This window comes from Ramlibacter lithotrophicus (assembly GCF_012184415.1).
In the GTDB taxonomy this organism is placed as follows: domain Bacteria; phylum Pseudomonadota; class Gammaproteobacteria; order Burkholderiales; family Burkholderiaceae_C; genus Ramlibacter; species Ramlibacter lithotrophicus.
The window spans coordinates 149956-163393 of record NZ_VTOX01000005.1 but is presented as its reverse complement, the minus strand read 5'-3'; the positions used below and the strand labels follow the sequence as shown (position 1 = coordinate 163393).

Here is a 13438-nt window from a genome sequence, read left to right as displayed (position 1 = left end):
CCGGGAGGGACGGGCGCCGGCGAATCGCCTGAGAGGGCCGCTGGCCCGAGGAGATCGAATGCAAATCAAGCGAGCGATGGCGGTCATCGCCCTGGGCCTGTTCGGCCTGACCGGGATCGCAATGGGCGCGCCGCGCGACGCCGCGGCGTCGGAGGCGTGCATCGAGTGCCATGATGCGGACGACATGCCGGACATGAGCCGCAGCGCGCACGCGGTGGCCACGGACTCGCGCACGCCGACCTGCATCACCTGCCACGGGGCGAGCCCGACGCACGTGAAGAAGCCGGCGAACGTCGCGAAGCGGCCGCCGCCGGACATCATGTTCACCAAGGCCGCCCCGACCCCGGTCGGCGAACGCAACGCGGCCTGCCTGACCTGCCACCAGAAGGACTTCCGGCGCGCCATGTGGGGCGGCAGCCAGCACGAGACGGCCGACCTGGCCTGCTCGAGCTGCCACAAGATCCATGCCAACCACGACAAGATCCTCGCCAGGAAGAGCGAGGCGGAGATGTGCATCACCTGCCACAAGGAGCAGCGCACGCAGATCGCGAAGCCCTCGCACCATCCGGTGCCGGAAGGCAAGATGACCTGTTCCGACTGCCACAACGTGCACGGCTCCGCGGGCCCGAAGCTGGCCAAGCGCGACAGCATCAACGCGACCTGCTACAGCTGCCACGCCGAAAAGCGCGGCCCGTTCGTGTTCGGGCACGAGCCTGTCAACGAGGACTGCGCCATCTGCCACAACCCGCACGGCAGCACCGTACAAGGCATGTTGAAGGCGCGCGCCCCGGTCCTGTGCCAGCAGTGCCACACCCCGCACGTGGCGGGCGGCGTCGGTGCGGTGGGCGGACAGCCGGGCGTGTTCCCGCCGGCCGCTCCGGGCCAGCTTTCGTCCGCGATCGGCGCGACGAGCAGCGGCAAGAACGTGGTCAACATGTGGCAGGGACGCAGTTGCATGAACTGCCACACGCAGGTGCACGGCACGAACAACCCCTCGGCGACCAACCCGACGCCGCGGCTCTTTTTCCGCTGAGGCCGAGCATGAGCACGAAAACCCTCGTCCCCACCCTCCGGGCCCGTCCCACCCTCCTGACCCTCGCCTTGCTGGCGGCCTTCGGTTCCGCGGCTGCGCAGGACAAGGAACAGGCGCAGGTCGTCGACGGCTCCGTCAGCGCAGGCATCGGCTTCATCAACGAAGGCCGCGACGACCGTTCGCTGTATGACCAGTATCGCGGCCTGCGCCCCGGCAGCACTGTCTTCGGCGTGTTCGGTGTCGACTACTACCGACGCGACGACAAGGCCGGGACGCTCGCGCGCTTCTCCGGCAGCGATCTGCTGACCAACAATCGGGAGCTGGACGTCCTGTGGAAGCGGCAGGGCGACTGGTCGTTCTCCGCGCGCTATGGCGAACTGCGGCGATACGACCCGTTCGTCCCCGATACCGGACTGGTCGACGCCGGCTCCTTCGCGCCGCGCGTCGTTCCGTTGCCCGGCGGACCCGGCACCGGCGGCGACGTCGACCTCAAGGTCAAGCGCACCAGCCTTGGCCTCGGTTTCCAGAAGGTGATCTCCGACCGGCTGCAGTTCGATGCCAGCCTCTCGACCGAGAACAAGGAGGGCTCGCGCCTGTTCGGCATCGGCATGGCGTGCCCGACGTTCGTCGCACCGGGTTGCCGCGGCACGACGAGCGCCGAGGTCGGCTCGGCCGTGCTGATGCTGCCCGAGCCGATCGACGCCAACCACAGCCAGGCGGAAGCGCGTCTCACGTACGCGGCCCAGAGGTTCAGCCTCTCGCTTGGCTACTACGGCTCGTTCTACCGCAACAGCCTCGGCGCCCTCGTGCCTGGCGTCTCCGGCAGTCTCTACAACCCGCTCGGCGCGCTGCTGCCGGTCACGACGGGCCTGCAAGGCGTGCTGAACCAGCCCGTGGCGCTGCCGCCCGACAACCAGGCGCACCAGGTCGATCTCACGGGCGCCTACGCGTTCTCGCAGACCACGCGAGCCAATTTCAAGCTGGCCTATTCGCGCGCCACGCAGCACCAGAACTTCGCCGCCGCCGGCTTTGCCGCACCGGCAGGCGTGAGCGACCTGGGCGGCAAGGTGTCCACGACGCTGGCGCAGGTGGGCCTCAGTTCGCGCCCGCTGCCCAAGCTGTCGGTGAACGGCAGCCTGCGCTACGAGTACCGCGACGACAGCACGCCGCTGGCGCAGTACGGACTGGTCGGCACCGGCTCCTTCGCCAACGGCTTCACGAACCGCCAGTACCCCTTGTCGACGCTGCGCGGGCGCCTCGCCGCAGGCTACCAGTTCACGCCGCAGACCAAGGGCACCCTGAGCGGCACGTTCAACCAGGTCGATCGCCGCACCTTCACCGAGACCAGCGCCACCTCCGGCATCACCGCGCTGCGGCTGAAGACCGAGGAGACCGGGCTCAAGGCCGAACTGCGCCGCCGCATGACCGAGACGCTGAGCGGCGCCGTGGCGCTGGAAGGCAGCCGCCGCGATGGCTCGCACTGGCTGCGCGACGTCGGCGGCCGTGGTGTCACCGAGGAAGCCGATCCGGCCTCCGTGCTGTTCTTCCAGAACGGCGTGTTCCCGGTGAACCTCGCCGACCGCCGGCGCGAGAAGGTGCGCGTGAGCGCCGACTGGCAGCCGGCCGAGGCGCTGTCGCTGCAGGCCGGCGCCGAATTCGGCCGTGACCGCTACGACATGCCGAGCGCCTATGGCGTGCGCCGGTCCGACATGGACCAGGTCGACGTGGATGCCACTTACGCGATCAACGACAACTGGAACGTGAACGGGTTCGTCTCGCGCGGACGGCAGGAGCTCGACCAGGTCCGCCCCGGCGGCGCCTTCCTGGCCCTGGACAACACGGCGACGATGTTCGGGGTGGGCGTCACCGGGACCGTCCAGAAGCTGGAGGTGGGCGGCAATGTCAGCTGGCTGCAGGATCGCAGCAAGTACGGCCAGACGCTCGATGCGAGTGCCGACCTGGGCAGCGCGGCGCTGCTGGGCGCCACCGGCGGCTTGCCCGACATCGTGTTCCGCCAGACGCAGCTGCGCCTGTTCGCCAAGTACGCCATCGACAAGCAGTCGGCGGTGCGGCTGGACGTCGGGCACCAGCGCTCGCGCTGGACCGACTGGGCCTGGAACTACAACGGCGTTCCGTTCGTGTATTCGGATGGTACGACGCTGAACTACAAGACGCTGCAGAACGTCAGCTTCCTGGGCCTCACGTACACGCGGCGCTGGCAGTAGCTCCCCGGCCGTACCGCCGTGGAAACCGCGGTCCGATGCAAGGCCAGTGCGCGCGAGCCCACTGGCCTTTTTTCCTGGGCGCCCTCGGCGGTGTGGACCAATGCGCTACCTACACCGAATTGGCTGCTGCGCGAACCCGGCTGTTCCCGGAGCGGTTGACCTTTGTCAACGCCGCTCCCGGGGGGCGGGCGCACCATTCTCGCGTCACACAGGACAGTCTCAACCTTCACTACAGGAGCTCAAAAAGTGAAAGTCCTCCCCCTCCTTTCCACCGCAGTTGCCGCCCTGGCGTTCTCGCTGCCCGCCGTCGCGCAGGACGCGGATGCCGCCAACAAGGTCCTGAAGGGCGACGGCTGCACGAAGTGCCATGCCGTCGACAAGTCCAAGAAGGGTCCGTCGTACCAGAAGGTCGCCGCCAAGTACAAGGGCAAGGCCGACGCCGAAGCCAAGCTGACCGACTTCCTGACCAAGAGCCCGAAGGTCAAGATGGACGACGGCAGCGAAGAGGACCACAAGGCCGTGAAGGACAAGGGCTCGCTGCCCAACCTGATCAAGTTCATCCTCGCGCAGTAAGCGCCTGCCCCCACAGCGGACGCCACGATCCATGCCGCCGCCCGCAGTCGCCGACGCCGGGTTCCGAGGCCCGGCCTCGGCCCCGGCCCGGACATTGCCCATCCCGAAGTACCTGGAACAGGTCTACTGGTGGGCGTACGTCCACCCCAACGCCGTCCATGTGTTCGAGCGGGAATGGCTGGTCAACCTCATCCTGTTCGGCAACTATGGGCGGCTGCGCGACGCGGCCCTCGCCGAACTGGGTGAGAGCGTGACCGGCCAGACGCTGCAACTGGCCTGCGTCTACGGCAACCTGACGCCGCGCCTCGCGCGGCGGCTGGCGCCCGGCGCGAGCCTGGACGTGGTGGACATCCTGCCGGTGCAGTTGAAGAACCTGGCGGCCAAGCTGCCGGCGGACGACCGGATCGTGCTGCTGCAGGGCGATTCTTCCGCGCTGGCGTGTCCCGATGCCTCCTACGACCAGGTGCTGCTGTTCTTCCTGCTGCACGAGCAGCCGGAAGCGGTGCGCCGCGCCACGCTCGCGGAAGCGATGCGCGTGGTGCGCCCGGGCGGCCGGATCGTGATCGTCGACTACCACCTGCCGGTGCGCTGGCATCCGCTGCGCCTGCTGATGACGGGTGTGTTCCGCAAGCTCGAACCTTATGCGATGGACCTGTGGGAGAACGAGGTGCAGGCGTTCCTGCCCGCGCACCTGGCCCCGGCGTCCATCACCAAACAAACCTATTACGGCGGGCTGTACCAGAAGCTGGTCCTCGTCCGTTGAGGCCAATAATGGAAACATTCAAGGCAGATGTCGCGATCGTCGGCGCCGGCGGCGCCGGCTTGCGAGCGGCGATCGCTGTCGCCGAGGCCGACCCCACGCTCAGCATCGCGCTGATCTCCAAGGTCTACCCGATGCGCAGCCATACCGTGGCGGCGGAGGGCGGGGCGGCGGCCGTGACGCAGGCGCACGACAGCCTGGAGGCGCACTTCCACGACACCGTCGCCGGTGGCGACTGGCTGTGCGAGCAGGACGTCGTGCAGTACTTCGTGGGTCAGGCCCACGAGGAAATGGTGCAGATGGAGCACTGGGGCTGCCCGTGGAGCCGCAAGGCCGACGGCCACGCCAACGTGCGCGCCTTCGGCGGCATGAAGATCGAACGCACGTGGTTCGCGGCCGACAAGACCGGCTTCCACATGCTGCACACGCTGTTCCAGACGTCGATCAAGTACCCCTCGATCCGGCGTTTCGACGAGCATTTCTGCCTTGACCTGGTGGTCGACCAGGGCCGCGTGCAAGGGGTGGTCGCGATCGAGATCGCCACCGGCGAGTTTCGCCTGATCCAGGCCAAGTCGGTGATCATCGCCACCGGCGGCGCCGGGCGCGTGTTCCGCGAGAACACCAACGGCGGCATCGTCACCGGCGACGGCATGGCCATGGCCTTCCGCCACGGCGTGCCGCTGCGCGACATGGAGTTCGTGCAGTACCACCCGACCTGCATGCCCGTCACCGGCCTGCTGTTCACCGAGGCCTGCCGCGGGGAAGGCGGGTTCCTGCTGAACAAGGACGGCTACCGCTTCCTGCAGGACTACGGCCTCGGCCCGGCCGAGGACAAGCCGCGCAACAAGTTCATGGAACTCGGCCCGCGCGACCGCCTGAGCCAGGCGATCTGGCACGAGAAGCAGAAGGGCCGCACGCTGTCCGACCCGCGCTGGGGCTCGTACGTGCACCTCGACCTGCGCCACCTGGGCGAGAAGAAGCTGCGCGAACGGCTGCCGCAGATCTACGAACTGGCCGTCGAGTACCTCGGCGTCGATCCGGCCAGGCAGTGCATTCCGGTGTTGCCGGCGGTGCACTACACCATGGGCGGCATCGCGGCCGACGGCGCCACGGCCGCGCCCGGCGTCGCCGGCCTGTACTCCGCGGGCGAATGCTCCAGCGTCGGGATCCACGGTGCCAACCGCCTCGGCTCCAACTCGCTCACGGAACTGCTGGTGTTCGGCAAGGTGGCCGGCGTCGAGGCAGCCGCCTTCGCCAAGAGCACCCCGCACGCCAACGGCGACCGGATCATGAAGCTCGCGCTCGACGCGCAGGCGCGTGCGGCCGGCATCGTGACCCGCATGGAAGGAACCGAGCGGCTGGCCACCATCCGCAAGGAGATGGCCAAGAGCATGGAAGACGGCTGCGGCATCTACCGCACCGCCCAGACCATGCAGGCCACCTGCGACAAGCTCGCCGAGCTGAAGCAGCGCTACAAGAACATCCGGCTGGACGACAAGTCCAAGGGCTGGAACACCGAATGGCTGCTGGCGATCGAGCTGGGCTACCTGCTCGACGTGGCCGAGGCGATGGCGCACTCGGCGCTCAATCGGCGCGAGTCGCGCGGGTCGCACCAGCGGCTCGACGGCTACGAGCAGCGCGACGACGTCAACTTCCTGAAGCACTCGCTCGCGTACTACCAGGGCGCGGACGCGGCGCCGCGCATCGACTACGGCCCGGTGAAGATCACCACCTCGCAGCCCGGCACGCGCGCGTACGGCGCGGCGGGCGAGGAAGCCGACCGGAAAGCCAAGGAGGCCGCCCATGCCTGAAGCCCAGAGAATCGAGATCCAGGTCCTGCGCTATCGGCCGGAGGAAGAGGACAAGCCGGTCTGGCAGAGCTACTACGTGCCGTTCACGAACGACATGTCGGTGCTCCAGGGCCTGCAGTACATCAAGGACGAACTCGACGGGTCGGTGACGTTCCGCTGGTCGTGCCGGATGGCCATCTGCGGCAGCTGCGGCATGATGATCAACGGCAAGCCGATGCTGTCGTGCTCCACGTTCCTGCGCGACCTGCTGCCCGGGCCGGTGCGGGTCGAGGCGCTGGCGCACTTCCCGATCGAGCGCGACCTGGTCGTCTCGGTCGGCGAGTTCGTGAGCAAGCTCGAAGGCATCAAGCCGTACATCATCCCGAAGGAGGAGCGCGAGCTCTCCCAGGGCGAGTACCTGCAGACGCCCGAGCAGCTGGAGCAGTTCGAGCAGTTCAGCTCCTGCATCAACTGCATGCTGTGCTACGCGGCCTGCCCGCAGTTCGGGCTCAATCCGGACTTCACCGGGCCCGGCGTGCTGGCGCTGCTGCATCGGTACAACGCCGACTCGCGCGACGGCGGCCGCGCCGAGCGCATGAAGATCGTCAACGCGGAAGAGGGCGTGTGGGGCTGCACCGCCGTGGGCTACTGCTCCGAGGTCTGTCCCAAGCACGTCGACCCCGCCAACGCCGTGAACCAGAACAAGGTGAACAGCGCCAAGGACTTCTTCCTCCGATTCCTGTCTCCGAAGGGAGCTACGACATGAACCACAGGGCCACGTTGCGCAGGGGCTATGTCCGCCCGATGCAGGGCTGGTGGCGGCGCGATCCGTTCTTCGTCAAGTACATGATCCGCGAAGTCACGGCGCTGGCGGTGCTGGTCTACGCGATCATCCTCATGGTCGGCGTCGTGCGCCTGTCGCAGGGCGCCGAGGCGTTCAACGGCTGGCTCGCGGCGCTGAAGACGCCCGGCTCGATCCTGCTGCACCTGGTGCTGCTCGCCTCGATGATCGTGCACGCCAAGAGCTGGTTCGACATCATGCCCAAGACCATGCCGCTGATGTTCGTGGGCGGCCATCGCGTCGAGGGCTCGACGATCACCCGCACCGGCTACGTCGTGACGATCGTCGCGACGGTGCTGGTGCTGGCACTGGTGTGGGGGGTGCGGGCATGAACGCGAACCTCAAGCGATCCAGGGCGCCGATCTTCTGGGTGATGTTCGGCGGCGGCGGCATGCTGTCGGCGCTGTTCGGAACGGCGCTGGTGTTCGTCACCGGCATCGCCGCGCCGCTCGGCTGGCCGTTCGGGCCCAACCTGTTGTCGTACGAGCGCGTGCTGGCGTTCTCGCAGCACTGGTTCGGCAAGGGACTGCTGTTCGCGCTGATCTGGCTGTTCTCGTACCACGCGATGCACCGCATCTACCACAGCCTGCACGACCTGGGCATCCCCACGGGCCTGGCCGCCAAGACCGTCTGCTACGGCGGGGCCTTCGCGATCACTGTGGTCGCGGCCTGGAAGCTGCTGGCGATCGGGTTCTGATCCGAACTCCAACGACCGAACGCAAGAGCCGCAGAAATTTCGCAGAAGCCGCAGAAGGTTCAAGAGCAGTTCTTGAATTCATTCTGCGGCTTCTGCGTTTCCTTTGCGGCTTCTGCGTTCGGCTGTTGGGTTTGGTATCGCGTGCGGCTGTCCGCTTTCACCCCCGCACCGCCGCCACCGGGCTCGGCTTGAGCAGCACCACCAGCGCGCCGGTGCCGCCTTCGTCGCCACGCGCCTGCACGAACGCCATCACCTCGTTCTTCTGGACCAGCCAGCCCTGCACCTTGCTCTTGAGCACCGGCGTCTTGCCGGGCGAGCCCAGTCCCTTGCCGTGCACGACGCGCACGCAGCGCCAGCCGCGGCGGTGCGCCTCGCGGATGAAGCCGGCCAGCGCCTCGCGCGCATCCTCGCGCCGCAGCCCGTGCAGATCGATTTCGCCCTGGATGCTCCATTCGCCCTTGCGCAGCTTGCGGGTGACGTCCGTCCCCACCCCCGGGCGCCGGAAACTGAGCGCGTCGTCGATGTCCAGCAGCGTGGCGGCGTCGAATTCGTCGCTGATCGCTTCCCGCAGCACCCGTTGATCGTCCAGCTGCTGCTGCACCGGCAGCGGCGCTGGCTGGTCGGGCGCCAGGTCCACCCGCCCGTGGCGCCGGATCGGCTGCACCTGGCCGGCGGCGCGGATGAACAGCGTGCGCTCGGCGTGCGCGCGGCGCTCCGCCTCCTGGCGCGCCGCTTCCTGCGCGGCCGCCACTTTCTGCTGCTCCGCGAGCTTTTGCTGGATGTGCTGCAGGTCCTTGAGCGATTTCGACTTCATCGCCGCTTTCAGATGAGGCCGTGTTCGGCCATCGACAGGGCGCCGCCGGGGGCCACGATCACGTGATCGAGCACGCGCACGTCGACCAGGGCCAGCGCCGCCTTCAGGGTCTGGGTGAGCGCTTCGTCGGCGCGCGAAGGCTGGACGGTGCCGCTCGGGTGGTTGTGGGCCAGCACCACGGCCGCGGCGCGGTGGTGGAGCGCCTGCTGCACCACTTCGCGCGGATAGACGCTGGTCTGCGTGAGCGTGCCGCGGAACAGCTCCTCCAGAGCGACCAGCCGGTTCTGCGCATCGAGGAACAGCACGGCGAACACCTCGTGCGGCCGCCCGGCCAGCGTGAGTTGCAGGTACTGCTTCACGGCGCCCGGCGAGCTGAAGATCTCGCGCTGCTGCAACTGCTGCGCCACGGCCCGGCGTGCCAGTTCCAGCACCGCGGCCAGCTCGGCGCGCTTGGCGCTGCCACCCAGGCCCTTGACGCGCTTGAGGTCGTCGAGCTCGGCGTGCAACAGGCCGGCGATTCCGCCGAAGCCGCCGCGGCGTTCCCCGCCGTTCCCGATGACGGGCTCGGCCAGCAGCTCCTGCGCCATCTGCAGCACCCCGCGGCCGGGCGTGCCGGTGCGCAGCAGCAGCGCCAGGAGCTCGGTGTCGCTCAAGGCGCCGGGGCCGCGCGCCAGCAGCTTCTCGCGCGGGCGGGCGTCGGCAGGGAGCTCTTTCATCGGCATGGTGGCGGCGCACGGCGCCCGCCGGCGGCTATGGGTATGGCGGCACGGCGGCCGGTGCGGCGGGGCAGCTTTCTACAATAGGGCCCAGTTTATCGGGACTGACATGGCCTCCAACGCGCACCGGGTTCAGCCGGGCTCCTTCCTGACCCTGCACTACCGGCTGGCCGGACCGCGGGGCGACATCATCGATACCTTCGGCGGCCAGCCCGCGACGCTCACCCTGGGCAACGGCGAACTCGCCCCGGCCGTGGAGCAGCGGCTGCTGGGCCTCGAGGAAGGCACGCGCGCCACTTTCGAACTGCCGGCCGGCGAGGCCTTCGGCGAGCGCAATCCCGGCCTGGTGCAGTGGGTGTCGCGCAAGCTCCTGCAGGGCGAGGGCGACCCCGCCGAGCAGTATGAAGCGGGCGAGGTGGTGCAGTTTGCGACCCCCGACGGCCAGGGCCGCTACGCCGGCGCGGTCGTGGAGGTCCGCGCGGGCGAGGAAGGCGCCGTGCTGCTGGACTTCAACCACCCGCTCGCCGGCCAGCCGGTCACCTTCGAAGTCCACGTGATCGGCGTGCTATGAGCCAGGACCCCAGGCAGCTCGACGTCCTGCTCGCCGAGCCGCGCGGATTCTGCGCCGGCGTGGACCGGGCGATCGAGATCGTGGAGCGGGCGCTGAAGAAGTTCGGGCCGCCGATCTACGTGCGCCACGAGATCGTGCACAACACCTTCGTCGTGAGCGACCTCAAGGCCAAGGGCGCGATCTTCATCGACGAGCTCTCCGAGGTGCCGCCGGGTGCCACGCTGATCTTCTCCGCCCATGGCGTGAGCCGCGCCGTGCAGGCCGAGGCCCAGGCGCGCGGCTTCTCGATCTTCGACGCCACCTGCCCGCTGGTCACCAAGGTCCACGTGGAAGTGGCCAAGCTGGCGCGCGAGGGCTACGAGTTCATCATGATCGGCCACAAGGGCCATCCCGAGGTGGAAGGCACGATGGGCCAGCTCGACGGCGGCATCCACCTGGTGGAGGACGTGGCCGACGTCGCGCGCATCCAGCCCGCGCAGGCCGACAAGCTCGCCGTGGTGACGCAGACCACGCTGTCGGTCGATGACGCGGCGGAGATCACGGCGGCGGTGCGCCGGCGTTTCCCGAACGTGCGCCAGCCCAAGCAGCAGGACATCTGCTATGCCACGCAGAACCGGCAGGACGCGGTGAAGATGATGTCGCCGCAGGTCGACGTGGTGCTGGTGGTGGGCAGTCCCACCAGTTCCAACAGCAATCGCCTGGCCGAGCTCGCCGGCAAGCTGGGCGTCCCCAGTTACATGGTGGACAACGCCGGAGAGCTGAGGCCTGAATGGCTCGAAGGGCGCGCCCGGGTCGGCATCACCGCCGGCGCCTCGGCCCCGGAAGTGCTGGTGCAGGAGGTGATCGCCCGCATCCGCGACTTCGGCGCGATCACCGTGCGGCGGATGGAAGGCGTGGAGGAAACCATCAAGTTCCCGCTGCCCAAGGGCCTGAAGCTGTGAGCCGGCAAGCCATCGAGGCGGCGGCGGCGCGCTTCGCGCCGCACGAAGGCGCGTTCCTGCGCCGCACGCCGCTGTGGAAGCTGCCCGGAGCGGCGCTCGGCGTCGCGTGCGCCGAGGTCTGGCTGAAGCTGGAGCACCTGCAGGCCAGCGGCAGCTTCAAGGCGCGCGGCATGCTCAATCGCCTGCTGGCCAACCCGATTCCCGCGAGCGGGGTCGTCGTTGCATCGGGCGGCAATGCGGGGATTGCCACCGCGGCCGCCGCGCGCCGCCTGGGCGTTCGCTGCGAAGTGTTCGTCCCGACGGTCTGCAGTCCGGCCAAGCAGGCGAAGCTGCGTGAACTCGGCGCGCACGTGGTGGTTGGCGGCGACGCCTACGCCCAGGCGCTGGACGCGTCGATGGAGCGGCAGCGCCGCACCGGCGCGCTGGTGACGCATGCCTACGACCAGCCGGAGGTGGTGGCCGGCGCCGGCACGTTGGCACGCGAGATCGACCAGGACGGCGGACGCCCCGACAGCGTGCTGGTCAGCGTCGGCGGCGGCGGCCTGATCGCCGGCATTGCGTCATGGTTCGAACGTGAGGCGCGCGTGGTCGCCCTGGAGCCGGAGCTGGCACCGACGCTGCACGCCGCGCGCCGGGCCGGCGCGCCGGTGGACGTCGCCGTCAGCGGCGTCGCCGCGGACTCGCTGGGCGCCAGGCGCATCGGCGCCATCGCGTGGGAGGTGACGCAGGCCCACGTCGCCGACTCGCTGCTGCTGCCCGACGCGGCGATCCGCGAGGCGCAGCTGACGCTCTGGAAGGACTTCAAGCTGTCCGTCGAGCCGGCGGCGGCGCTCGGACTGGCGGCGCTGCAGTCGGGTGCCTACCGGCCGGCGGCGGACGAGCGCGTCTGCCTGGTCGTGTGCGGCGCCAACCTGGATCCCGCCAGCCTGTCGTGAGTTTCGCGGCCCGGGCCGCCACTTAGAATCCCCGGATGCTCGATATCACCCTGTTGCGCAAGGACCTGGCGTCGGTCGTCGGCCGCCTCGAGTCGCGCAAGAACCCGCAACCGTTTCTCCAGGTGGACGCCTTCAAGGCGCTGGAGGCGGAGCGCAAGGCCATCCAGACGCGCACCGAGGAGCTTCAGGCGCAGCGCAACCAGCTGTCGAAGCAGATCGGACAGCGCAAATCCAGGGGCGAGCCGGTCGACGAGGTCATGGCGCAGGTCGCCGCGCTGAAGGACGAGCTCGACCGCTCGGCCGCCCGGCTGGACCAGATCCAGCCCGAGCTGCAGGCGCTGCTGCTGGCGGTGCCCAACCTGCCGCACGAGAGCGTGCCGGTCGGCGCCGACGAACACGCCAACCGGGAACTGCGGCGCTGGGGCACGCCGCGCCGGTTTGACTTCACGCCGCGCGACCACGTCGACCTCGGCACGCCGCTGGGCCTGGACTTCGAGCTGGGCGTGAAGCTCAGCGGCTCACGCTTCACGGTGATGAAGGGGCAGATCGCCCGCCTGCACCGCGCGCTCGCCCAGTTCATGCTGGACGTGCAGACGCAGCAGCACGGTTACACCGAGTGCTACACGCCCTACATCGTCAACGCCGAGTCGATGCAGGGCACCGGCCAGCTGCCAAAGTTCGAGGCCGACCTGTTTGCCGCGAAGAAGGGGGGCCAGGAGGGCGACGAGGCACCGCTGTACCTGATCCCCACCAGCGAAGTGCCGCTCACCAACTTCGTGCGCGGCGAGATCCTCGCACCCGAGCAGCTGCCGATCAAGCTGACGGCGCACACGCCGTGCTTCCGTTCGGAAGCGGGCAGCGCTGGCCGCGACACGCGCGGCATGATCCGCCAGCACCAGTTCGACAAGGTGGAGATGGTGCAGATCGTCCATCCCGAGCGCAGCTACGAGGCGCTGGAGGAGATGACCGGCCACGCCGAGGCGATCCTGCAGCAACTGGGGCTGCCTTACCGCGTCATGCTGTTGTCCACCGGCGACATGGGATTTGGCGCGGCGAGGACCCACGACCTGGAGGTCTGGCTGCCGGCGCAGGATACCTATCGCGAGATCAGTTCGGTCTCCAACTGCGAGGCGTTCCAGGCGCGGCGCCTGCAGGCGCGCCTGCGCACGGCGCAGGGCAAGACCGAATGGGTTCACACGCTCAACGGTTCCGGCCTGGCCGTGGGCCGCACGCTGGTGGCGGTGCTCGAGAACGGCCAGAACGCGGACGGCTCGGTCACGATTCCCGAGGTCCTGCGGCCCTATCTGGGTGGCCTGGAGAAACTGGCGCCCGGGGTCGGCTAGAATAGCGGGCTTCGCACCACGCGAATCCGAACACCTGGAGAGGTGGCAGAGTGGTCGAATGCGCCGGACTCGAAATCCGGTGTACGTGCAAACGTACCGTCGGTTCGAATCCGACCCTCTCCGCCAAAACATAGAAGGCCCGCACTTGCGGGCCTTCGCGTTTGCGGAACGGGTCGGATGAGAACCGACGGCGCCGAGT

Annotated in this window: 14 protein-coding genes and 1 tRNA gene; 13 read left to right on the top strand and 2 right to left on the bottom strand. The window is 68.9% G+C overall.

The window, feature by feature from the left end:
• Positions 1 to 58 precede the first annotated feature (58 nt).
• The 8 genes from RAMLITH_RS15350 (at position 59) to frdD (ending at position 7919) form a co-directional block, all read left to right on the top strand.
• Entirely contained in the window at positions 59 to 1033 is a 975-nt protein-coding gene (locus tag RAMLITH_RS15350; protein WP_168108307.1) for a DmsE family decaheme c-type cytochrome, read from the top strand.
• 8 nt (positions 1034 to 1041) lie between these two features.
• Positions 1042 to 3258: an MtrB/PioB family decaheme-associated outer membrane protein gene (locus RAMLITH_RS15345; protein WP_168108306.1), complete on the top strand. Its 2217-nt coding sequence runs from the start codon at positions 1042 to 1044 to the stop codon at positions 3256 to 3258.
• 246 nt (positions 3259 to 3504) lie between these two features.
• On the top strand, positions 3505 to 3831 hold the full coding sequence (locus RAMLITH_RS15340) for a c-type cytochrome (RefSeq protein ID WP_168108305.1): 327 nt from the start codon (positions 3505 to 3507) through the stop codon (positions 3829 to 3831).
• Positions 3832 to 3925: 94 nt separating this feature from the next.
• Positions 3926 to 4594 carry a rhodoquinone biosynthesis methyltransferase RquA gene (gene rquA, locus RAMLITH_RS15335; RefSeq protein WP_238344217.1) on the top strand — a complete coding sequence of 223 codons (669 nt, stop codon included), beginning with the start codon at positions 3926 to 3928 and terminating at the stop codon, positions 4592 to 4594.
• Between the two features lie 8 nt (positions 4595 to 4602).
• Positions 4603 to 6402, top strand: coding sequence for a fumarate reductase (quinol) flavoprotein subunit (gene frdA / locus RAMLITH_RS15330; RefSeq protein WP_168108303.1), 1800 nt, complete (start codon positions 4603 to 4605; stop codon positions 6400 to 6402).
• Positions 6395 to 7147, top strand: coding sequence for a succinate dehydrogenase/fumarate reductase iron-sulfur subunit (locus RAMLITH_RS15325; RefSeq protein WP_168108302.1), 753 nt, complete (start codon positions 6395 to 6397; stop codon positions 7145 to 7147). Before frdA ends, RAMLITH_RS15325 begins: the two co-directional genes overlap by 8 nt.
• On the top strand, positions 7144 to 7554 hold the full coding sequence (locus RAMLITH_RS15320) for a fumarate reductase subunit C (RefSeq protein WP_168108301.1): 411 nt from the start codon (positions 7144 to 7146) through the stop codon (positions 7552 to 7554). Before RAMLITH_RS15325 ends, RAMLITH_RS15320 begins: the two co-directional genes overlap by 4 nt.
• A complete protein-coding gene (frdD, locus tag RAMLITH_RS15315) occupies positions 7551 to 7919 on the top strand; it encodes a fumarate reductase subunit FrdD (protein ID WP_168108300.1) in 369 nt (122 codons plus the stop codon). The genes RAMLITH_RS15320 and frdD overlap by 4 nt, the downstream gene beginning before the upstream one ends.
• Before the next feature lie 157 nt (positions 7920 to 8076).
• Here frdD and RAMLITH_RS15310 read toward each other — a convergent pair whose 3' ends face one another.
• The gene (locus tag RAMLITH_RS15310) at positions 8077 to 8733 is read right to left on the bottom strand and encodes a Smr/MutS family protein (protein ID WP_168108299.1); all 657 of its coding nucleotides are present in this window, start codon (positions 8731 to 8733) and stop codon (positions 8077 to 8079) included.
• Positions 8734 to 8741: 8 nt separating this feature from the next.
• Positions 8742 to 9455, bottom strand: a complete 714-nt coding sequence (gene radC / locus RAMLITH_RS15305) for a RadC family protein (RefSeq protein WP_168108298.1) — start codon at positions 9453 to 9455, stop codon at positions 8742 to 8744.
• Positions 9456 to 9558: 103 nt separating this feature from the next.
• On the opposite strand from radC, the gene RAMLITH_RS15300 reads away from it, so the two are divergent.
• The 5 genes from RAMLITH_RS15300 (at position 9559) to RAMLITH_RS15280 (ending at position 13365) form a co-directional block, all read left to right on the top strand.
• Positions 9559 to 10020: an FKBP-type peptidyl-prolyl cis-trans isomerase gene (locus RAMLITH_RS15300; RefSeq protein WP_168108297.1), complete on the top strand. Its 462-nt coding sequence runs from the start codon at positions 9559 to 9561 to the stop codon at positions 10018 to 10020.
• Positions 10017 to 10961 carry a 4-hydroxy-3-methylbut-2-enyl diphosphate reductase gene (gene ispH / locus RAMLITH_RS15295; RefSeq protein ID WP_168108296.1) on the top strand — a complete coding sequence of 315 codons (945 nt, stop codon included), beginning with the start codon at positions 10017 to 10019 and terminating at the stop codon, positions 10959 to 10961. The genes RAMLITH_RS15300 and ispH overlap by 4 nt, the downstream gene beginning before the upstream one ends.
• Entirely contained in the window at positions 10958 to 11896 is a 939-nt protein-coding gene (locus RAMLITH_RS15290) for a serine/threonine dehydratase (RefSeq protein ID WP_168108295.1), read from the top strand. The genes ispH and RAMLITH_RS15290 overlap by 4 nt, the downstream gene beginning before the upstream one ends.
• 35 nt (positions 11897 to 11931) lie before the next feature.
• The gene (gene serS, locus RAMLITH_RS15285) at positions 11932 to 13239 is read left to right on the top strand and encodes a serine--tRNA ligase (RefSeq protein WP_168108294.1); all 1308 of its coding nucleotides are present in this window, start codon (positions 11932 to 11934) and stop codon (positions 13237 to 13239) included.
• Positions 13240 to 13275: 36 nt separating this feature from the next.
• A tRNA-Ser gene (locus tag RAMLITH_RS15280) sits at positions 13276 to 13365 on the top strand.
• Positions 13366 to 13438: the final 73 nt, after the last annotated feature.

What these genes read in the sequence shown, in the direction of transcription:
- RAMLITH_RS15310 (WP_168108299.1), bottom strand. Translation starts at nt 8,733, where the DNA reads ATGAAGTCGAAATCGCTCAAGGACCTGCAGCACATCCAGCAAAAGCTC.
- RAMLITH_RS15325 (WP_168108302.1), top strand. Translation starts at nt 6,395, where the DNA reads ATGCCTGAAGCCCAGAGAATCGAGATCCAGGTCCTGCGCTATCGGCCG.
- RAMLITH_RS15300 (WP_168108297.1), top strand. Translation starts at nt 9,559, where the DNA reads ATGGCCTCCAACGCGCACCGGGTTCAGCCGGGCTCCTTCCTGACCCTG.
- RAMLITH_RS15320 (WP_168108301.1), top strand. Translation starts at nt 7,144, where the DNA reads ATGAACCACAGGGCCACGTTGCGCAGGGGCTATGTCCGCCCGATGCAG.
- RAMLITH_RS15350 (WP_168108307.1), top strand. Translation starts at nt 59, where the DNA reads ATGCAAATCAAGCGAGCGATGGCGGTCATCGCCCTGGGCCTGTTCGGC.
- RAMLITH_RS15345 (WP_168108306.1), top strand. Translation starts at nt 1,042, where the DNA reads ATGAGCACGAAAACCCTCGTCCCCACCCTCCGGGCCCGTCCCACCCTC.
- frdD (WP_168108300.1), top strand. Translation starts at nt 7,551, where the DNA reads ATGAACGCGAACCTCAAGCGATCCAGGGCGCCGATCTTCTGGGTGATG.
- radC (WP_168108298.1), bottom strand. Translation starts at nt 9,455, where the DNA reads ATGCCGATGAAAGAGCTCCCTGCCGACGCCCGCCCGCGCGAGAAGCTG.
- serS (WP_168108294.1), top strand. Translation starts at nt 11,932, where the DNA reads ATGCTCGATATCACCCTGTTGCGCAAGGACCTGGCGTCGGTCGTCGGC.
- ispH (WP_168108296.1), top strand. Translation starts at nt 10,017, where the DNA reads ATGAGCCAGGACCCCAGGCAGCTCGACGTCCTGCTCGCCGAGCCGCGC.
- frdA (WP_168108303.1), top strand. Translation starts at nt 4,603, where the DNA reads ATGGAAACATTCAAGGCAGATGTCGCGATCGTCGGCGCCGGCGGCGCC.